16 protein-coding genes and 4 tRNA genes are annotated in these 20520 nt (G+C 38.6%); 11 read left to right on the forward strand and 9 right to left on the reverse strand.

The window, feature by feature from the left end:
* The first annotated feature begins 722 nt into the window (after positions 1-722).
* The 3 genes from AOLE_RS02275 to AOLE_RS02285 all read left to right on the forward strand — a co-directional run bounded on the left by AOLE_RS02275 (position 723) and on the right by AOLE_RS02285 (position 4843).
* On the forward strand, positions 723-1811 hold the full coding sequence (locus tag AOLE_RS02275) for a hypothetical protein (RefSeq protein ID WP_013196784.1): 1089 nt from the start codon (positions 723-725) through the stop codon (positions 1809-1811).
* Positions 1812-1894: 83 nt separating this feature from the next.
* Positions 1895-2470, forward strand: a complete 576-nt coding sequence (rrtA, locus tag AOLE_RS02280; RefSeq protein ID WP_004789598.1) for a rhombosortase — start codon at positions 1895-1897, stop codon at positions 2468-2470.
* A gap of 177 nt (positions 2471-2647) precedes the next feature.
* A complete protein-coding gene (locus AOLE_RS02285; RefSeq protein WP_013196785.1) occupies positions 2648-4843 on the forward strand; it encodes a TRAP transporter large permease subunit in 2196 nt (731 codons plus the stop codon).
* A gap of 161 nt (positions 4844-5004) precedes the next feature.
* On the opposite strand, the gene AOLE_RS02290 is transcribed toward AOLE_RS02285, so the two are convergent.
* The 4 genes from AOLE_RS02290 to rnr all read right to left on the reverse strand — a co-directional run bounded on the left by AOLE_RS02290 (position 5005) and on the right by rnr (position 10295).
* A complete protein-coding gene (locus AOLE_RS02290; RefSeq protein WP_013196786.1) occupies positions 5005-5430 on the reverse strand; it encodes a hypothetical protein in 426 nt (141 codons plus the stop codon).
* A gap of 11 nt (positions 5431-5441) precedes the next feature.
* Positions 5442-5651 carry a YheV family putative zinc ribbon protein gene (locus AOLE_RS02295; protein WP_004639498.1) on the reverse strand — a complete coding sequence of 70 codons (210 nt, stop codon included), beginning with the start codon at positions 5649-5651 and terminating at the stop codon, positions 5442-5444.
* 40 nt (positions 5652-5691) lie between these two features.
* Positions 5692-7746 (reverse strand): M3 family metallopeptidase, encoded by a 2055-nt coding sequence (locus AOLE_RS02300; protein WP_013196787.1) that lies wholly within the window; start codon positions 7744-7746, stop codon positions 5692-5694.
* A 134-nt stretch (positions 7747-7880) separates the two neighbouring features.
* On the reverse strand, positions 7881-10295 hold the full coding sequence (gene rnr / locus AOLE_RS02305; protein WP_013196788.1) for a ribonuclease R: 2415 nt from the start codon (positions 10293-10295) through the stop codon (positions 7881-7883).
* 261 nt (positions 10296-10556) lie between these two features.
* On the opposite strand from rnr, the gene AOLE_RS02310 reads away from it, so the two are divergent.
* From AOLE_RS02310 to AOLE_RS02325, 4 genes are all read left to right on the forward strand, one after another.
* Positions 10557-10647: transfer RNA gene (locus AOLE_RS02310), tRNA-Ser, on the forward strand.
* A gap of 10 nt (positions 10648-10657) precedes the next feature.
* Positions 10658-10734: transfer RNA gene (locus tag AOLE_RS02315), tRNA-Arg, on the forward strand.
* A gap of 39 nt (positions 10735-10773) precedes the next feature.
* Positions 10774-10850 (forward strand) — tRNA-Arg (locus tag AOLE_RS02320).
* 106 nt (positions 10851-10956) lie between these two features.
* Positions 10957-11550 carry an HAD-IB family hydrolase gene (locus tag AOLE_RS02325; RefSeq protein ID WP_005301324.1) on the forward strand — a complete coding sequence of 198 codons (594 nt, stop codon included), beginning with the start codon at positions 10957-10959 and terminating at the stop codon, positions 11548-11550.
* A 70-nt stretch (positions 11551-11620) separates the two neighbouring features.
* Here AOLE_RS02325 and AOLE_RS02330 read toward each other — a convergent pair whose 3' ends face one another.
* Positions 11621-13807 (reverse strand): hypothetical protein, encoded by a 2187-nt coding sequence (locus AOLE_RS02330; protein WP_013196789.1) that lies wholly within the window; start codon positions 13805-13807, stop codon positions 11621-11623.
* A gap of 580 nt (positions 13808-14387) precedes the next feature.
* Here AOLE_RS02330 and AOLE_RS02335 point away from each other — a divergent pair.
* Positions 14388-14464, forward strand: a tRNA-Arg gene (locus tag AOLE_RS02335).
* 113 nt (positions 14465-14577) lie between these two features.
* Here AOLE_RS02335 and AOLE_RS02340 read toward each other — a convergent pair.
* A complete protein-coding gene (locus AOLE_RS02340; RefSeq protein ID WP_013196790.1) occupies positions 14578-15270 on the reverse strand; it encodes a nitroreductase family protein in 693 nt (230 codons plus the stop codon).
* A gap of 223 nt (positions 15271-15493) precedes the next feature.
* On the opposite strand from AOLE_RS02340, the gene AOLE_RS02345 reads away from it, so the two are divergent.
* On the forward strand, positions 15494-15991 hold the full coding sequence (locus tag AOLE_RS02345; RefSeq protein ID WP_005301331.1) for a YcxB family protein: 498 nt from the start codon (positions 15494-15496) through the stop codon (positions 15989-15991).
* A 39-nt stretch (positions 15992-16030) separates the two neighbouring features.
* The gene (locus AOLE_RS02350; RefSeq protein ID WP_013196791.1) at positions 16031-16672 is read left to right on the forward strand and encodes a fumarylacetoacetate hydrolase family protein; all 642 of its coding nucleotides are present in this window, start codon (positions 16031-16033) and stop codon (positions 16670-16672) included.
* A gap of 105 nt (positions 16673-16777) precedes the next feature.
* On the opposite strand, the gene AOLE_RS02355 is transcribed toward AOLE_RS02350, so the two are convergent.
* Positions 16778-18025 carry a YihY family inner membrane protein gene (locus AOLE_RS02355; RefSeq protein WP_013196792.1) on the reverse strand — a complete coding sequence of 416 codons (1248 nt, stop codon included), beginning with the start codon at positions 18023-18025 and terminating at the stop codon, positions 16778-16780.
* 360 nt (positions 18026-18385) lie between these two features.
* Between AOLE_RS02355 and wrbA the strand changes: the two genes are divergently transcribed.
* Positions 18386-18994, forward strand: coding sequence for an NAD(P)H:quinone oxidoreductase (gene wrbA, locus AOLE_RS02360; protein WP_023274375.1), 609 nt, complete (start codon positions 18386-18388; stop codon positions 18992-18994).
* Positions 18995-19042: 48 nt separating this feature from the next.
* Here wrbA and AOLE_RS02365 read toward each other — a convergent pair whose 3' ends face one another.
* Positions 19043-19618, reverse strand: coding sequence for a xanthine phosphoribosyltransferase (locus AOLE_RS02365; RefSeq protein WP_004789579.1), 576 nt, complete (start codon positions 19616-19618; stop codon positions 19043-19045).
* 71 nt (positions 19619-19689) lie between these two features.
* The gene (locus tag AOLE_RS02370; protein WP_004789577.1) at positions 19690-20403 is read right to left on the reverse strand and encodes a DUF3108 domain-containing protein; all 714 of its coding nucleotides are present in this window, start codon (positions 20401-20403) and stop codon (positions 19690-19692) included.
* Positions 20404-20520 lie beyond the last annotated feature (117 nt).

Consider the following 20520-nt stretch of genomic DNA (forward strand, 5'->3'; position numbering starts at 1 on the left):
ACAATAATTTAATCTTTATTTTTTTGCTTGCGCTCAGGATTGTCTAATTAAAATATAGAAAAAAGCTAAGGAAATACAATTGTCTGACAATTTCACCTATGGGTATCTATTTGATCGGTTAAAGTACAAACACCAACGTAAAGTGTGTCGGAGGTCTCAAAATGGAGATGCCAACATGGTCGTTCTTGGTCATTGCCATCATTCTGGCAGTGGTGATAGGAAGAGCAGGAACTTTACTCAGGGAACATCTTAATAGAGTTAATTTTAACAAAGTTAAGAGACAGAGGATGCAAGGTCGTCGATCAGTCAATTATTAAATTGGTTAGTCGATTAATTTCATCAAGTGTCCAGTTTATAACTGGGTGCGATTGTAGTAAGGAGGTCTCTCATGGAGATTTCAATGTGGATGTTTCTGTTAATTGCAGTAGTTATGGCTGTGGTAGTAGGAAGAGCAGGAACTTTACTTAAGGATTATATAGAACAAAAATAATATAAGCCGTTAAAAGCTTATCTCAGTTAATAAGTAGCATGTGCTGAACCGTCGCAATGCTACTTTTTTTTGCCTAAAATTTCTGTTTCCCTGAAAAACTGTCAATTTTATCTGCTGTGAAGTGTGTCAAAGTATAAGCGCTACAATTAGAGTAATTACTCTTTTATTCAAGATATGCATCTGCTAATGTACATCTGAAAAGGAAAAAACAAATTACATAGAGGACAGGAAGATGTCTAAAGTCCAAAAAATAAGCCAAGGTTTGGCGATGAGTTTTCTTGCAGCTTCAGTTTTATCAGGTTGTTCATACGTCGTGAAAACTGGAGCAAATGTTGCTTTAGGTTTTACGGAAAAGCACGTCGTTCCGCCTATTCTGGCAATGCAAGATGCTGAAATGGTTTGTAATACTGGTAGTGCCTTAACACCAGCAATCATGTCTACTAAAGGTATGGGTGCAGATCCAACGCGTGTTGCGGTATTAATGTATGCGGCTTCAGGTGTATGTGCTGAAAATCAAGCATTAGAACAGGAGTTGCGTTATTTGCGTGCATCAAAAGCAGGGCAAGTAACTGAAGCTCAAGATGCACGTATTGCACAAAAGCGTTGGGCCGCAATTGCTGCTGAGCGTCAATATACAGGCTATAAGTTGTTTGCTGATCGTTGGGAATCTAAATATAAATACCATTTAGGTGATTCTTGTCCAACGATGCGTAGTGATACTGATCAAACAGTTTATTTACTTGGAATGATTAGTGGTCTTCAGGCTGTGACCAATGATATTAACTCTGGTGGTGCAGTCAATGTTCCAAAAGATATCGCTGCTATTGTAGAGCGTGGCATGGTCTGTCTAGATAATGAAAAGTTCTGGGGAGCACCTAACGCAACGCGTGCTGTTATCTGGACTTTATTACCGGGGGCAGATGAAGGGAAACCTGATCCATATCAGACATTAAAGCAATCAGTGCAAATTGGTGAGCAAAAAGGTGTTCGCTTATCTCATGCGTTATATGCGGTAGCTGCTCAAGCAAGTGGTGATGATGCAAAAATCCGTGATGCATTAAGATCCTATGCTGCCTCTCAAGCTGATGATAAGCCTGTTAATCCAAACTTTAAGTTAATCGATAGTATGGCAGGTCTGATTGTACGTGGTATTTCTGACCGTTACTGGACTGAGCATACAGGTGTGCGTACTGGAGATGATGGTATGTCACATTTCTGGGATGATAAGAACGAAGGTGCAGCAGAGCTAGATGAGTTATTTGATGGCGGAGCCGCATCAGAAGCTCCTGCAGATTCATCTGCTCCACCAGCAGCACAGTAAACATATTTGAAAGACTAACTTCTTGCGAGTCTATTGTTAAGTTCTACAATAATTGTAAGAAGTTTAATTTCAAGGAGTGTGCCATGAAAGATCATGTACTGAATAATAAAGTGCTTTTGGTCGCAGTGTGCATTTCCATATCTGCATGTCTACAAGTATTTCCTGATACTTTTATTTATTGGCGCGAAAGTTTACTTGGTGAATTCTGGCGTTTATGGACTGCACATTGGGTACACGTAGGATGGATTCATTTCCTTTTAAATATGATGGCTTTTGCCTGTTTACCGTTTATCTTTCCGCATACCAAAGCATGGCATCTTTTAAGTCTACTTTTACTGTTGCCACCGTTCATTAGCTTGGTCTTCTATTTTTATTTACCTTATATCGAGGCATATGCTGGTTTGTCAGGTGTTTTACATGGGCTATATACAGCAGTTGCTTTAGTTTACTTGCAATATCGTAAAGAACGGAATTTTGCTTTTCTGGTTTTAGGATTAATTATTGCAAAACTGATATGGGAAAATACTTTTGGTCAAACAGGAACTGCCCAGTTAATAGGGAGCCCAGTCTTAACTGAAGCTCACTTATATGGAGCAATTGGTGGAGCAATCTTTGGAGGCTGCTATTGGCTTGCTCAAAGATTAAAAAAGAAATATTGACAATACAAACTGTTAAAAAAGTGATTTTAGTCATTCTTTATTAACAAAGTTTGATGCAAATTTGATCGTTGAATAAAGGGATTGGTAGAAGGGGGAAGGAATTAACCCCTGACCAAGAAAATTGCATGACTCAAGCTCCTGTTTTCAGGTTTTTGAGAGAACAAAATTGGAATATTTATGCAAGAACATCAGGAAAAAAGATCTGGATTAGGTCTGTTGGGTTATATCTGGAACGAATGGATCTCAACATTCGTCATCCTCATTCTACTATTAATGACACTAATCATTGGTACCGGGGAGATGATCCACGGGCAATTATTACGTATCGGGGAGCGTCTTTATGGTGATCCTGCGATAGGCATGCAATATTCATTTTTGCGTGCTGAACCTGAAAAGCCGACTTGTGATCGACATCCAAATATCGATGCTCAAGTAAAAGAACAAATGAAAGCGAATGCATCTGATGATTTTTCGAGTTTCTTTGGTGCAGCATCGGAAAGTGATGTCCGTGCATCGCTTCTCGCAGCGCAGCAACAATGTGACGAGAAATATCAGGCATATGACAAGACAATTAAATATATCGAAGCTAACCCTGGTGTGCGTACTTACCGTGCTATCGAGACCGGTTTCTTTGGTATTTTTAAATTTGGTACAGAAAACCGCGCAATTTTACTGATTTTTATGGTTCTAATTTCTGCGATTACTGCATCGTTAAAATTTCACCATATTGGCTTACGTAATCCAGCAACAAAAATCGATTACAAAGTCTATTCAATCTTTATGGTGATTGGTAATGCGCTACTCAGTTTCTCTGTAATTAGTCAGTATCGTTCAGTCATTAACTCTGGTGTGACACCTACCTATGAAACAGTAATTATTTACTGGATTTGGATGATTCTATTCGTTGTTCTGACTTTAATTAGTCTTTATCAACTATTTTTTTCACCACCAGCAAAACGTGAAGGCGGTAATATTGGCTTAGCCTTATTAAGTGTACCTTTATATGCTTACATGGCTTTGATTACGGGCATAGTATTTACATTCTTTATGGATTATCCAATGGGGCAAGGGATTTACCTTGGCTTGTTGGTTGAGTTCTCAGGTATTTTCTTAAACCTTGCCTTGTTTATTTGGGCAGGTATGCTTTTAACTCAAACACGTGTTATGGACTTGTTCCTTAATGTGCTTCGCCCATGGAATTTGGCACCAGAAACCTTAACATGGTTAATTCTAATTGCAGCTGCGGTACCGACGGCTTATACAGGCGCGTCAGGTATTTTCGTTATTGCAGCAGGTGCAATTATTTATAAAGAAGTCTGGAATGCGGGTGCTCGCCGTCAATATGCATTGGCTGTATCTGCAATGTCAGGTTCTTTAGGTGTGGTAGTACGCCCATGTCTACTGGTTGTTTTAATTGCAATGCTGGACAGTCGTCATGTAACGTCCGATGAGTTGTTTGGCCATGGTGTCTATGTATTTTGGTTAACAGCATTTATTTTCTTGGGTGTTTCATTACTCTTGGCTGAAGAGAAGTTCCGTGTAAATTCACCAAAAGTTGCGATTCCGGGCATGATGCGTGCCTTTGTACCTGTAATTCCATACATTCTGATCACTGCTGTTGTTCTTGCTATTTATAAATATGCGCTAGACACAGGAATGAATGAATTTACTGCCCCAGTAATTTTGCCATTAGTTCTGATCGCAATGATTTTGTATGACAAATTGGTCGCTACAAAAGAAACTCCTGCGATCAATATTCATGAGGCGATTGTTCGTGAACACGAACAGAAATCACCATTCCTTCGAGCGCATGATCCGCATAGTTCTCAATTCCGTCTTGGTTTTGGTGGAGCGCTTCGTTTTGCAACTTCAGAAACTGTAGGCCATATTGGTGCACTAATTATTCTGATGGCATTGTCTGCAAGTGTTGGTGGTTTAATTGAACGTTCTGAAGTGGTTGAATTATTGCCGACTCATTTAGGCAGTATCTATATATCACTGGCATGTATTGCACTGTTACTTGCTATTATTGGTATGTGTACAGATCCATTTGGTGCTGTAATTTTAGTTGCTGCAACCATTGCGCCTGTAGCATACGAAAATGGCATCCATCCAATTCACTTCTGGATGATTGTGTTGGTTGCATTCGAATTTGGTTATGTAACTCCACCAGTTGCCTTGAACCATCTACTCACGCGGTTGTCCGTCGGAGATGATGAAGTGAACGCTGCCGATGCTGAAGCGAAAGAGAAATATACAAGCTTCTACTTCCGTTATGAGCGCTGGTTGCTACCAATTATTGTCTTGTTCTCATCACTAGTATTGGTTACTTATGTGCCATATGTATTTAAGTTATTTGGTTGGTATCATTAACTTAAATTAAAGTATCAGTTATATAAAAAGCCTTCCTAAATGGAGGGCTTTTTTATTAAGAAGATTCAATAAATTTAGGAAAAACAATGGCTGGAGTTATGAATTAAAATAAAAAAAGCTAAAGTTATCTATCTTTAGCTTTTTTATTTCCCATTGAAAAACTATTGCTGTTTGAGCTGAGCTTCAAGCAATTTAACTTGTTCTTCTTTGAGTTTAGTTAATTGATCAGCATCAGCATGCTGTGCTTTTAAAGTTGCTTCCTGATCTTTTAGCTGGCGATGAATGTCATCGAGTTTAGACACTTCTTCTTTTGCTAAAGACTCTTGAGCTGGTACAGGCTGTTTGAGTACATCTTCATTCACAAGCTGTTGTGAACTTGCAGCTTCTGCTACAGGTTCTGAACTTGATGATGGATCCGTGGTTTTAGCAGGAGCGGGTGTCGAAACAGGTTGAGGATCAACCATTGGTGCGGATGACTCGGTTTTTTTGAAAAACCATTGTGCAGCTAAAAAAAGCACTACAAGAATGCTTAAGCCCCCAATTAAAATCCACAATAGTTTTGAGTTTTGTTTTCTTTGTAGTGGCATCTCTAAGACCTTTAGTCAGGACGACGAGGCTTGAACTGTATTACTCCAACTTCATCAGGTACAGCGGGTGCTTCAGGCTCATCAATATGAGTCGGACGATTTTCACTATAACCGCATTCGATACATTCAATCCATTCGTCTTCAGCGGTGGTTAGCATGACAATCCGATCTGTTGCTTCACATTTTGGACATTTAGCCCCAGCAATGAAACGTTTTTTCATCTTTATCACCCTAACCACACGATCAATTTAGGCCCATAGTTTAAGCGGTTTTATTGTCATTCGTCCAACCTTGATGACGTAACAGTGCATCAATTTTAGGTTCACGTCCACGGAAACTCACAAATGCTTCAAGTGCAGTATCTTTACCACCCACTGCTAAAATTGCTTGACGGAATTCTTTGCCAGTTTGAGTGTTGAAAATACCTTCGTGTTCAAAGCGGTCAAATGCATCACTCGCTAAAACTTCTGCCCATTTGTAAGAGTAATAACCCGCCGCATAACCACCAGCAAAAATATGACTGAAGCTATGCTGGAAGCGGTTGTAGTCCACAGCTGGAACAACTGCGTATTGCTTACGAATGTCATCTAAGGTCTGCTGAATTTGCTCACTATTCAAAGCAGGTGTTTTAGTGTGAATAGTCAAATCAAACAATGCAAATTCAAGCTGACGTAAAGTTTGCATACCAGACTGGAAGAATCGCGCATTTAATAAAGCATCGAGTAATTCTTGTGGCAAAGTTTGTTTACTGTCGATGTGTTCACTTAATACATCTAGGCTTTCTTTATCCCATGACCAGAATTCCATGAACTGGCTTGGTAGCTCTACTGCATCCCAAGCAACACCATGAGTTCCTGCAACTGAAATATTATCTACTTCGGTTAGCATGTGATGTAAACCATGTCCAAACTCATGGAATAACGTGATCACTTCATCATGGGTGAGTAAAGCAGGCTGATCACCTACTGGAGGCGTGAAGTTACACACCATGTAGCAAATTGGTTTTTGTAAACCATGAACAGTTTGCATGCGTGAGCGGAAACCATTCATCCACGCACCGCCACGTTTACCCGTACGTGCATAGATGTCAAAGAAGAAGCCACCAATCACTTGGCCTTGGTCTTCTAATTCAAAATAACGTGCATCTGGATGCCAGACTGGTGCTTGTCTTTCGATGATACTAATACCATATAAGCGCTGCACGATCTGGAATAAACCTTGAATGACTTTAGGTGCAGGGAAGTACGGTTTTAATGCCTCTTGCGATAAGTTGAATTGTTGCTGTTTGAGCTTTTCAGAATAGTAAGTACTATCCCAAGGTTTAAGTTCGTCAACACCATCTTGCTTGGCAATCTCTTGAAGTTCAGCAACTTCTTGAAGAGCAGGGGCACGAGCATGCTCAGCGAGATCAACTAAAAAGTCATGTACCGTTTTTACATCTGGTGCCATTTTGCTTGCAAGAGAATATTCAGCGTAGTTATTGAAACCAAGTAGCTTCGCCATTTCCTGACGAAGACTTAAAATTTCTTCCATAATTTTGCTGTTATCAAACTCAGTTTGTTCAGACTGATCAGATGCACGAGTAACATAGGCTCTGTAAAGCTCTTCACGCAAAGCGCGGTCATCTGCATACGTCATGATTGCAAAATAAGCTGGGAAATCTAGAGTTGCTACAGCTTGATCGAGTTCACGTTGTTTACCGTATTGTTTTAATAACTCAACATTACTTTCAGGAAGACCTTTTAGCTCAGTTTCTGTAAGCGGTTTAAAGTATGCTTGTGTTGCATCAAGTACATGGTTAGAAAAATCAGAAGAAAGCTGTGAAAGGCGAGCAGAAATATCTGCATAGCGTTTTTTCTCTTCACCCTCTAAAGCCACACCAGAAAGTTTAAAATCACGTAAAGCAAGTCGAATAGCACTTTGTTGGGCTGGACTAAGAGAGGTATAACCCTGACCATCATGGATATGCTGATAAGTTTGATAGAGCGCCGTGTGTTGACCAAGTTGAGTGTAATATTCACTCAAAGCTGGCAATAACGATTGATAGACTTCTCTGGTTTCAGCATTGTTCATTACCGCATTTAAATGTGATAAAACACCCCATGATTCACTGAGGTTATTTTCAAGTGTATCGACTTGTTCAAGTACGGCAAGTTGTTGAGCGGTATCGGTAGGTACAGCGGTAAGTGTATTTAAAAATTCTTGGCCTGCTTGAATCGCTTGTTGGATGTCTTGTTTTAAATTTTCTAATTTAATTTCATCAAAACGCGGAGTTGGTAAGGTCGCTTGCTGTAAAGTCATTGCTGTTAGCCACATTATTTTTTAAACATGTTATTAGATGTAGGTCCTCTCAAGCCAGAAATCAAGTTTAATGTGCAAAATAAGCTTTCTAAAAAGAAATAAGTCCCAAATCGGGACTTATTTCTAGACTGGCAACATCTAATGTTTAATTATTCAGCCTTTGATTTTGCATTGGCCTTTTTCTTTTTAGGCTTAGACTTTTTCTTTACTTTTTCTGGTTTACTTTCGGCTTTTGCAGAAGGTTTTTTACCAGACTTTTTAGTATAAGAACTCGCCTTGGCTTTTTCTTTCTTTTTGTGAACAGGTCTTTCGCCATCGCTACTTGTTGGTTTACTGAAAACTTCTTCAGTTGCCTGTGAAGATGTTTTAGTTGTGCGTGGAGCTCGGCTACGAACGACTCTTCCAGCATGTGTGACTTGTTGAAGAAGCTGGAAGTCAATTTTACGTTCTTCAAGATTTACGCCAGCCACCTGAATTTTAACTTCATCGCCTAAACCAAAGACTTGACCACGATTTTGACCTACCAGATTTTGGCTCGCTTGGTCATAAATAAAGAAGTCATCGCCCAGTTGGCTAATATGGATCATGCCATCGACATATAGATCTTTAAGTGTAATGAATAAACCAAATTCGGTTACTGCACTTACGATACCAATAAACTCGTCACCCAAATGCTGTTGCATATAGTGACACTTCAACCAAGTTGTTACGCTACGAGAAGCTTCATCTGCACGGCGTTCAGTTTGAGAAAAATGTTCACCAGCATCATCTAGCGCAGCACCAGAGAGAGGATAAGGCTTTTGTTTCAAGTGTGCCTTAATAGCACGGTGTAACAATAAATCTGGGTAACGACGGATTGGCGAAGTGAAATGGGTATAAGCTTCATAAGCCAAACCATAGTGTCCCGCATTTTTTGCGCCATAATAAGCTTGCATCATTGAGCGTAATAAAACGGCATGAATACTTGGTGCATCAATACGGTCTTTGGTCGCTTCAATAACTTTTTGATAGTCTGCTTGAGTTGGTTGGTCAGGGAAGGGTAGACCAAGCAATTTCACAAAGTCTTTTACTTTCTGAATACGTGAAAACTCTGGAGCTTCATGCACACGATATAACATTGGAACATCATGTTCTAATGCATATTCAGCTGCAGCAACGTTAGCAAGCAACATACATTCTTCAATGAGCTTATGTGCTTCATTACGTGTACGTGGCAAAATTTCTTTAATCCCGCCCAGCTCATCAAAAGTCATGTACGTTTCAATGGTTTCAAATTCCATTGCATGGCGGTCGGCACGCAAGTTTTTCAAAATTTGATAAAGCTGGAAAAGTGTATTCAAAGATTTATGAACATCACGATCTTTTGGAATCGCATCTGTTGCACCTTCAAAGTATTGCGCTACCTGTGTATAGGTCAAACGTGCCTTTGAGTGCATAACCGACGGATAAAAATCGTAACCAGTTACACGGCCTGAACGAGAGAGCTTAAGGTCACAGACCATACATAAGCGGTCTACATGAGGGTTCAGAGAACACAAGCCGTTTGACAAAGCCTCTGGTAGCATTGGTAATACGAAGTGTGGGAAATATACCGAAGTGCCTCGTTCTTCTGCTTCTTCGTTGAGGGCTGAGTCTAAGCGTACATAATGGCTAACATCGGCAATTGCGACGACAACGCGGTAACCACCACCCGGACGTTTTTCTGCATAAACTGCATCGTCAAAATCTCGAGCGTCTTCACCATCAATTGTAACTAATGCCAAATCTCTTAAATCAATACGACCTTCACGGTCTTGAGCAGATGGTTCTTTAAAACTTTCTGCTTCTTTTAATACCTGATCTGGAAATTCATATGGCAAACCAAACTCAAGAATGGTTTGTGGAATGATAATTTCTGTATCAGCTTTGTCTGCCATAGACTGAATAATATGTGCTGTTGAAAACTCTTCACGGGTTGGATAGCTATCAATTGCAACACGTAGCATATCGCCAACATTCGCCCCAGCATGTTTTACGAGTTCTTTTTCTAAAGGAATAGGCTGATGCTGATTAGGATTGTTGGGTTGAATAAAATATTCACCCTCATGAACTGACAATTTACCAATTAATTGTTTAACACGATGCTGTAAAACTTCTGTGATAAAACCCCAAGGTTTACCTTTACGGTCTACTGAAGTCTGGCGCACTCTAACTCGGTCACCATTAAATACTAAACGTAGTTCACGTTCAGGAAGTAAAAGATCAGTTTGACCATCAATATGTGCTGTACCTAAACCTTTACTATTAATATAAACAGTTGCTTCATATGTTGGTTGATCTGCCACCAACTGAAATTTAAAACCGTCTTTCATGATTTGACCATCACGAACCATAGCACTTAAACGATGACTTAATGCTTCGATACTTTTTTGGTCATGAATATTAAAATGATCGACAAGCTCTGCATGAGATTGTGGTGTTTGCAACTGTTCCAACGTATCTAAAATCAGAGTACGGCTTGGAATAGGATTGTCATAACGTTCAGCTTCAGCTTTCGCTTCAGGGTCAGCCCAGTTTTTTGTCATGTCGTTTTGTTTCACGCTTGGCAGATAAGTTTAGCATAAGCCATACAGACCCGAACTGCACGTTCAGGTTTGCAATAATGTGTTATGCACTACAGTATTTTGATGAAGAAATAATATCTATCTTAACAAGCGTTTGATCGAAAAAGACGAAAATAATGAGGAAATTGCTTAAAAAATAATTCATTGAACTAAAAAACAAGAAAATTTCAGTATGATGACTTGAACAATGTGGTTTTAGTTTGTATTATGGCGGCTCGTTCCGGTGAGGTGGATGAGTGGCTGAAATCACTTCCCTGCTAAGGAAGCATACCTATTACTGGTATCGAGGGTTCGAATCCCTCTCTCACCGCCATTTACTTAATGCGCTCATAGCTCAGCTGGATAGAGCACTTGGCTACGAACTAAGGGGTCGGGAGTTCGAATCTCTCTGAGCGCACCAAGTAAAACAGAACGAATTGCTGAAAGGCACACAAGTTACGCGCTCATAGCTCAGCTGGATAGAGCACTTGGCTACGAACTAAGGGGTCGGGAGTTCGAATCTCTCTGAGCGCACCAACTTGAAGAATTAACCGCTTTTATAGCGGTTTTTTTGTGCTTATTTTTTAGTAATTTTAATAAATCTAAATTTATAACTTTTTAATTATATTAGAGATAATCATAAATGAACCTAGCTTTATTTGATTTTGATGGCACCATCACTCATAACGACACGTTCAGCTTGTTTCTTAAATTTTCTTTAGACAGAAAAACACAACTCGTCGGTGGTATTCGGCTTGCACCTTATATAGCTGGCTATAAACTTGGTTGGGTAACGGATAAAACCATTCGAACTAAGCTCTGCCAAGTAGGATATGTGGGTTATGACGCGAATTCCCTAAAAGATATGGGGCAAGAGTTTGCTAAAAAGGTACTTCCTACATGTGTTCGTGAAAATGCTTTGGAGCGTATTCTCTGGCATAAACAACAAGGTGATCAGATTGTTGTTGTATCAGCATCATTAGGCGTTTATTTAGAAAGTTGGTGTCATTCTTTAGGTTTAGATGTTATATGCAACCAACTTGAAACACATAATGGTATTTTAACAGGCCATTTTATTGATGGTGATTGTGGTTATTTGGAAAAAGTAAATAGAATAAAAAATAAATATGATTTAAGCCAATACCCGACTATATATGCTTATGGTGATACTCCTAATGATTATGCAATGTTGGAATTAGCACATAAAAAGTATTATAGATGGCAAGAGATTGATTAGTATTAAATTAATATTTGAAACTATATTAAATCAGAAAGCCACTTATAAAAGTGGCTTTCTTTTAATGATATTAAACAGTATGGAAAGAATTATCTAAGAAGTTATCAGTAAGTAATGACTGAGGTACGATAGTATGCGTCGTATTTGTTACGCTAGATACTGTAGAAGTTACTCCAACGAGTAAGCTGCCACTTGTTAACCCACCAAGTAAATTAGAAATGACATCTAAGCCACCTTGACCAGTCGCCCCACCAGTTAAGCTACCTACGATATCCGTTACGATACCAATAGGGTTTTCTGTGCCACCAGTAACGCCACCAGTTAAACCGCCTAGAAGGTCAGTCACTACACCGAGTGGACTATCGCCGCTAACACTACCAGTTAAACCTCCAAGAAGATCAGTTACTACACCAAGAGGGCTATCACCACCAGTAACTACACCAAGAGGGCTATCACCACCAGTAACTCCACCAATAGTGCCTGTTACACCGCCAAGGATTTCTGTTAATAAACCAGTTGCAGTAGAGCCATTAGTAATAAGTGTACCGATAATACCAGTCGCTGATTCAGTTGCACCTTGAATATCACCACCGACTAAGTCAGATACAACTTCAAGAGCACCATTTACTGTGTCGCGAGAAGTTTCGAAAGTTAGTGTGCCGAGGTCAGCAATTTCAGAAACAGGATGTTCTACTTGTGGAAGAATACCGATAATTGTATCCGCTACGGTATCAATACCAGTGTTGATAATTTCAGTTTTTAGGCTTTCAACGCCTTGAAGAATATCGATACCACCTTGAACCACGTCGATCACTGGGGAGATTGGAGATGTGCCGCCACCGATACCGCCTGTTACGCCGCCGATGATGTCAGTTACGACTTCAAGAGGGTTACCACCAACGCCGCCTGTGACACCACCGATGATGTCAGTCACAACTTCAAGAGGATTACCACCAACGCCACCTGTTACACCGCCGATGATGTCAGTCACAACTTCAAGAGGATTGCCACCAACACCGCCTGTGACACCACCAACTACATCTGTAACACTTCCTACCACACCAGTGATAATACCAGCAGCAGTTGTACCATTATTAATAAGTGTACCAATAATACCAGTTGCTGATTCAGTTGCACCTTGGATATCTCCGCCAACTAAATCAGAAACAACTTCAAGTGCACCGTTTACAGTGTCGCGAGAAGTTTCGAAAGTTAATGTGCCGAGGTCAGCAATTTCAGAAACAGGATGTTCAGTTTGTGGAAGAATGCCAATGATTGTGTCGGCAACAGTGTCGATACCTGTATTAATAATTTCAGTTTTTAGGCTTTCAACGCCTTGAAGAATATCGATACCACCTTGAACTACGTCGATTACTGGAGAGATTGGAGATGTGCCGCCAACGCCGCCCGTTACGCCGCCGATGATGTCCGTCACAACTTCAAGAGGGTTACCACCAACGCCGCCTGTTACACCACCGATGATGTCCGTCACAACTTCAAGCGGATTACCACCAACGCCACCAGTTACACCGCCCACTACATCGGTAACACTTCCAACTACACCAGTGACAATACCTGTAGCAGTTGTACCATTGTTGATAAGTGTTTCAACAATTCCAGTTGCTGATGCAGTTGCGCCTGAGATATCTCCACCTACTAAATCAGAAACAACTTCAAGAGCACCGTTTACCGTGTCGCGAGAAGTTTCAAAAGTTAAGGTACCAAGGTCTGCAATTTCAGAAACAGGATGTTCAGTTTGTGGGAGTACTCCAATGATTGTTCCAGCAACAGTTTCAATGCCAGTGTTGATAATTTCTGTTTTTAGACTTTCGACACCCTGAAGAATATCGATACCACCTTGAACGACATCAATGACTGGGGAAATTGGTGATGTTCCGCCGGTCACACCACCTGTTACGCCACCGATAACACCAGTGACTACTTCAAGAGGGTTGCCACCAGATACGCCTCCAATCAAGCCACCAGTTACACCACCCACAACATTGGTTACTGTTTCTAATGGATTTGTAGAACCGACAGTACCGGTTACAGTGCCAACCACATCAGAAACTAAGCCTGTTGCTGTATGCGTAACTGTATTAGTTACTGTAGAAATAACATTTGAAAGTAAGCCTGATGTTGAAACGTGTGCATCAACAGAAGAACCCGTGTTTACAGTGGTATTTACCGATACAACATTACCCAAGTCTTGAGTAACTTTTGAGATCGAAGATACGAGATTTTTTAGTAAAAACATGTTGGTCTATTTCCTATATAATTATGTATTTTTAAGTAAGTATTATTTATTGCGCTACATAATTAATGAGATGTATATCTCAATAATTGGAATTTAGTATTGGTTAGATATCAAAAGCTGTCAATGTGTATTTTTAGTCACATTTTTTAATATTAAATAATATTTAAAGAAATAATAATTCATTTAATTTAGACGTAAAAATAATAATGGTTTTTATATAATATTTTTTTAATTAATTATATTTTTTCTTATATTTCCACTTATTTGAAGCAGTATATTAGATAAATTTTACTTGGGTCTATAATGTTAGGGCTTAGCTAGAAATATATTATTTCTATAATGTTGAGTGAAATGGTCGACTTTAACTTTTAGATATATGGCGAAATACGTCAAAAAGTCTATAAAACTTATTTGAAAAAAAATATTTCAAATACATCTTAGGTAAGAAAGTCTTCAATAATTTTAGCTCCTATTTTATGTAAAAGAGGAGTGTGGCTAAGAACTAGACGGTTGATGACAGAAAGATGAAAAAAGGCTTCCTAAGCCTTAAAAAATGCGTATAATGCGCAACATCAAGTACGCGCTCATAGCTCAGCTGGATAGAGCACTTGGCTACGAACTAAGGGGTCGGGAGTTCGAATCTCTCTGAGCGCACCACTTGAAGAATTAACCGCTATATATAGCGGTTTTTTTGTGCCTATTTTTTGTCATTTCTATTCAAAGCCGGTGCTCGTGGCAACCAGCTTTGAAAAGAATTAAAAAGTAGAAAATTAGCCAAATGTTTTAAAACGATTTTCATCTTCAATAAAAGCTTTTTCTCCGGCTTCGCCTTCGATTGAACCAAATACTAATTGAGCTCTTAATTTCCAATGAGCGGGAACATTAAATGTAGCATTAATTTTCTCATCAATGATTGGATTGTAGTGTTGCAAAGAAGCCCCAAGACCTTGTTCAGCCAGTACGTTCCATACTGCAAATTGTGCAATTGCTGTTGAGTGCTCAGACCAGATTGGAAAATTATCTGCATATGCTTCAAATTGCTCTTGTAGACCTTTAATCACATGTTGGTCTTCAAAAAATAAAACTGTACCTGTACCTGCCGCAAAACTTTGAATTTTCTGTTCAGTTCCAGTTAGGGCTTCTGCTGGAATAATCGTTTTTAATACATCTAAAACAATATTCCAGAAATTTTGGTGGGACTGATCAAATAAAATCACAACGCGAGAAGACTGGGAGTTAAAAGCAGATGGGCTATGTTTTACAGCCTCTTGAATTAATTTTTCAATTTCAGTTGGGGACTGTTTTAAGTTCTTTCCTATTGAATAAATTGAACGACGTTTTTTAATTAATTCTAAAAAGCTTGGTTCATTTGAAAGGTTCGTCTCTTGAGTGGTGTGCGTAACCACATCTTTTGAGACTGTTGCTTTTTGATTTAAGCCAAATAATTTTGCAAAAAAAGACATGAGACATTCCACTAAGAAGGTGATGCTCTTATTGTAGAAATTTTAAAAAGTGAAATAAGCTCAAAAAATATGAATCTACGTTCCATATATGCAACGAAAAATATTTTGCAACTGAACTATAACTGCTTCTTTTAAACAAAACAAAAAATAGCCTTTGATTCGTTTTAAAGCTGAAATGAATATGCTCTAATAGTTTCGATTTATTGAGTATTGATGCATTGCAATGACTGAGCAAAAAACAGCTTTATCTTTACGTTACTATTTGAATTTAGAAGAATCACAAGATGGATTTTCGTTAGTAACATTTGGGAAAAAACAATTTACCCGTTTTCTAACACCTGCGATTAGCATTGCAATTATTATTTGGGGACTTTATTTAGGTTTCTCTGGGGTTGGCCGATATTATGTCGGATTAGGTTTGTTTTTTCTGGTGATGCAAGGGCTGATGCGTTATTGGCTTTTACCGATGTTATTTAAACGTCAATTTGTTCGTTACCAGTTCGGAAAGAGTGAGCAGGGAATCGACCTTTATCAAGATTATTTTGAGCTTTATTCCAGTGAGCGTAAGCAAGTAGTGCAATATGCGGATGTGCAAACCTTTGCTAAAGGTAAGCTGACGTACATGCTTGAGTTAAAAAACAAAACTGTAATTATTGTGCCAAAGCGAGCATTTGCACAGGTTTCAGATCAAACGATATTTGAAAATACATTTAAGAAATAGATTATTGGAATTATTAGCCGCAACAACAAAGGAAGCCTCATGAATACACGTCCTTCAAAAATCGTTTGCGTAGGCAGAAGCTATGCTGATCATGTCAAAGAATTAAATAATGCTATGCCTGACAAGCCTATATTATTTATTAAACCACCTAGTAGTTTGATTGGTTTAAATGACGGTATTTCCTGGAATCCAGCTTGGGGCAGTTGTCATTTTGAGTGTGAATTAGTTTTACGCATTGACCAGCCTTTAAAAGGTGAAACAGATCCTGAAAAAGCATTAAAAGCGATTGGTGCGGTGACATTAGGTCTTGATTTAACAATGCGTGATTTACAAAATGATCTGAAAAGTAAAGGTCATCCATGGGAACGTGCAAAAGCTTTTGATGGTGCTTGTGTATTAGCTGATTGGGTAGATTTGAGCGAAATTACAGATTGGCAAGAAACTAAATTCACTTTCCATATTAATGATGAATTGCGTCAAGATGGTAATACGGCATTATTAATGTTTACCATTGGTGATCTATTAGCTGATATTAATCAGGTATTTTCACTAGAACCGGGTGATGTAATTATGACAGGTTCACCTGCTGGTGTTGGGCCATTACACTCGGATGATCAGTTAAAAATGACATTAAAAGGTGCAACGCAAGATTTTGTATGGAAAACTTTTGTGAAAGCATAAGCTATTCCTAAATTTCCCAATAAAAAACCCTATTATTTTTCAATAATAGGGTTTTTTATTGTCTAGAAGTGGAAGATATTTATATTAATAAATCGCCTTATTTTTCTATTTCTCTTCAAAAATTGTTGAAAGTGGAATAGAAAGTTTTGCAGCCAAATAATCATTAGATTCAATGAGCGCTGGTCCAATTTTTTCCATCCATTCATCGTCATCATGCACATTTTGGACATCTTGACGTAAAGGCAATGGGTACGGAAGGGCTGTGAAAAAACTCCAGAAATCAACTTGGGATAAATTACGCGCTAGAACATATTCATCTTTATCGGTGCGTTTAACTAAATTTTGTTCTTCTAGTAAAAGCACATAAGCAGGCCAGCGACCAATTTCTCCACGGCCTAAAATTTCTAAAGCTTCTTTATCACTTACACTTTCACCCAGCTTTTGCTTTTTATAAAACAGCTCAAGAATATCTAATAACATTAGAACAGGATGTCGTTTTTGTTCTTTACCTGAGTGAAAAGCAGTTAAAGCAAAACTAACTTCTACACCCAGTAAAATAATATTCCATGAAAGAAAGATCCATAATAGGAAAATGGGTACTGCTGCAAATGCGCCGTAGATCAGTTCATAGCTGGTGAAATTTGACATGACGAAGCTGAATAAGTTCTTGAGAATTTCAAAAAGTACAGCACTTAAGCAGGCCGCTATACCAGCTGCATAAACTGGAACTGTTCGGTTCGGAATAGTCCAATACAAAATAAAAAAGCCAACAATGGTCAATAAGAAAGAAATTAACCAGAGTATAAATGACCCATCAAGTTGATATCCTGCAAAATTATTGCTGAGAATATTCATGGAAGCGACAGTCGAGGAAATGACGAATGCACTTCCTAAGATAATCGGACCTAAAGAGATGATGGTCCAGTAACGCATAAAACCCATAATGCCACTACGAGTTTCTTTTACGCGCCAAATGCGATTAAAGACGGTTTCAATTGAGGTCAGCATTAAAACGGTAGTGACGAATAAAAACAGCACACCAATAACGGTCAGGTTGCTCGATTTCTCTGTGAAAGCGTTTAGAGCTTTATCAAATGCAATAGTGCTCTTAGGTAAAAAATTACTATAGATTAAATGTTGGAGCTGTTGTCTTGCAGGTTCTAGCGCTTTAATTGAAGAGATAATAACTAAAAAAACCGTTAACATCGGCACAACTGCGAATAGTGTTGTATAGGTGAGGGAACCAGCTTGTTCACGGCACCGATCAGCTTCAAAACGTTTAAATACATATAAAACGAACTGAAACCAGGTTTTATTATAAAAAGGAAGCTTACTTAAAAAACGTTGTAACATGCGTTGTCTATCCCGATTTTTTTAATCATCATGTTGGGCGATTAATAGCTTATCAAAGTATGAGCTGAAGAACTCAAATCGTAGATTAAAGCAAAATAATAACTTATAGAATTAAAGTCGTTCTGTAAGTTTACTATGCGCTATAGAAAAAATTGTAGCCATAATCTTTTCAGAAAAGTTGGCTTTCTGTTGTGTGATCATAAGATTCAGCAAAAATTGATGAACCTTTTACTCAACGAATTTGAGAAATTTGCTCGTGTTGCCTTTAACGCTAAACAATCAATCACCTCTAGAATTTCATAAAATTGGTTTCGCCAAAAAAATAAAAAATACCGTATAGTGTTCTTTTTAACAAAATTTATGAAACCGATGCAACCTTACATTCTTGTACTCTATTACAGTAAATATGGTTCTACTAAAGAAATGGCGCATTTAATTGCCAATGGTGTTGAGTCTGCGGGTATGTCAGTGAAAATTCGGACAGTGCCAAATATTGCTCCGGTCGTCACGGTAGCTGAACCTAGTATTCCGGCAGAAGGCGATATCTACTGTACGTTAGATGATCTAGCGAATTGTGCAGGTCTGGCGTTGGGTTCCCCAACTCGCTTCGGCAATATGGCAAGTGAAATGAAATATTTTTGGGACCAAACGACGAGTCTTTGGCTCAATGGGGCATTACATAATAAACCTGCTTGTGTTTTTACTTCTTCTGGATCAATGCATGGTGGACAGGAGAGTACTTTACTCACGATGTTACCGCCGTTATTTCATCACGGGATGATGATTTTGGGATTACCAAATGCAATTCCAGCTTTATCTAACACTAAAACAGGTGGAACACCATATGGGGCAAGTCATGTAAGCGGACCCCGCCATGACCAGAGCTTAAGTCAGGATGAAAAGATTTTGTGTGAAGCTCAAGGTAAGCGTTTGGGTGAAGTTGTTAAAAAGCTTGTAGTTTCTCTTTAAACAGCCAAAAAAAAAGAGCGGATATCCGCTCTTTTTTATTTGCACAATTTATTCTTTTACAAAAGTAACTTTACCATCTGTAAGAGAAAGAACACGTGCTAATGACTCAACTCGGTAGCCTTTTTCAAGCAATAAATCACGGCCCGGTTGGAATGATTTTTCAATCACGATACCAACTCCCACAACTTCTGCATTTGCTTGGTGAATTAAATCAATTAGTCCTAATGCTGCTTGGCCATTCGCCAAGAAGTCATCAATAACTAATGCTTTATCAGTTGAATGAAGGTGTTTGTTTGAAATCGCAATCGTGCTTTCAGTTTGTTTAGTAAAACTAAATACTTTAGAGCGATATAAGTCATCTTTTAACGTCAATGACTGATATTTACGAGCGAAAATTACAGGTACACCAAGTTCCAAACCTGCCATGATTGCAGGTGCAATACCTGATGCTTCAATGGTAATAATCTTGGTAATCCCTGCATCTTTAAAGCGAGCGGCAAATTCTTTACCAATCTGCTGCATTAATACAGGATCAATTTGGTGGTTTAAGAAAGCGTCGACTTTCAAGACTTGATCAGATAGAACGATACCTTCTGTTAAGATTTTCTGTTCTAGTGCGTGCACGGGAGAATCCTCTAGACGGATGCTTTTAAAGCAAATGCGTATTTTAAAAAGCATCCGAAAAAATGCAAGCTTTAATTCGTTTTACCTGTATAACTTGTTAATAACAGGCCGTAAGAAGTTTTACCATCAACATGGCTGACTTTAACTGGTAAGTAGTCCAATTTAGGTGCTAACCAGAAAATAGTATTACGGTCTGGTTTACCATGTTCTAAAACAACTTTTACGGTATCAAATGTGCCATAAGAAGTTTTAATTTTCTCATTACCTTGTTTTACAAAACGACGATTTTCAACTTCTTTTGCATCAGCAAGAGGGTATGAGGTTTTAAGTGAACCATTTTTTAAATCTTCACGCACTTGTAATTCTGCATTTAACTCATCAAGCACACCAGCCTGCCAAGCAAATGAACGAGCTTTATCGTCTTTCTTGGTAGAAATAGTTTTACTGTTTGGGTTAAAGTTAATATTCATGGTGTTGTTATGAATCAAAATTTTGCTGGTACGGCTAAAACTTTGAGATCCAATTTTACCATTAGCAAAACTAAATTTACTTGTTTCACTTGCAGAAGCAATTCCACCAGCTTTTGCCGTGAAATTGTAAGTCCAATTATTACCTTGCTGGCTTAAGGTACGTGTAGCCGAACCCATACCTTTATTATTATAAGTGAACTGATAATTTGCCTGAAATGGGCTCATGGCAAGTGCATGGCTTGAGAAACCTGCAAAAAGCAAAGTTGTTGAAATACCTGTTGCGATGCCAAACGATTTCAGAAATTTTGTTGCCATAAGTAAATATCCTTGTACAGACTGAAAAGTCAGTGCTGATGCATCTATAACTTAAACATATTATGCCTGTTGATCATGGAGAAAAAATCAGGATTTATGCTAAATGTGTAATCTATT

Origin of the sequence: Acinetobacter oleivorans DR1, assembly GCF_000196795.1 — a bacterium.
Lineage (GTDB): Bacteria > Pseudomonadota > Gammaproteobacteria > Pseudomonadales > Moraxellaceae > Acinetobacter > Acinetobacter oleivorans.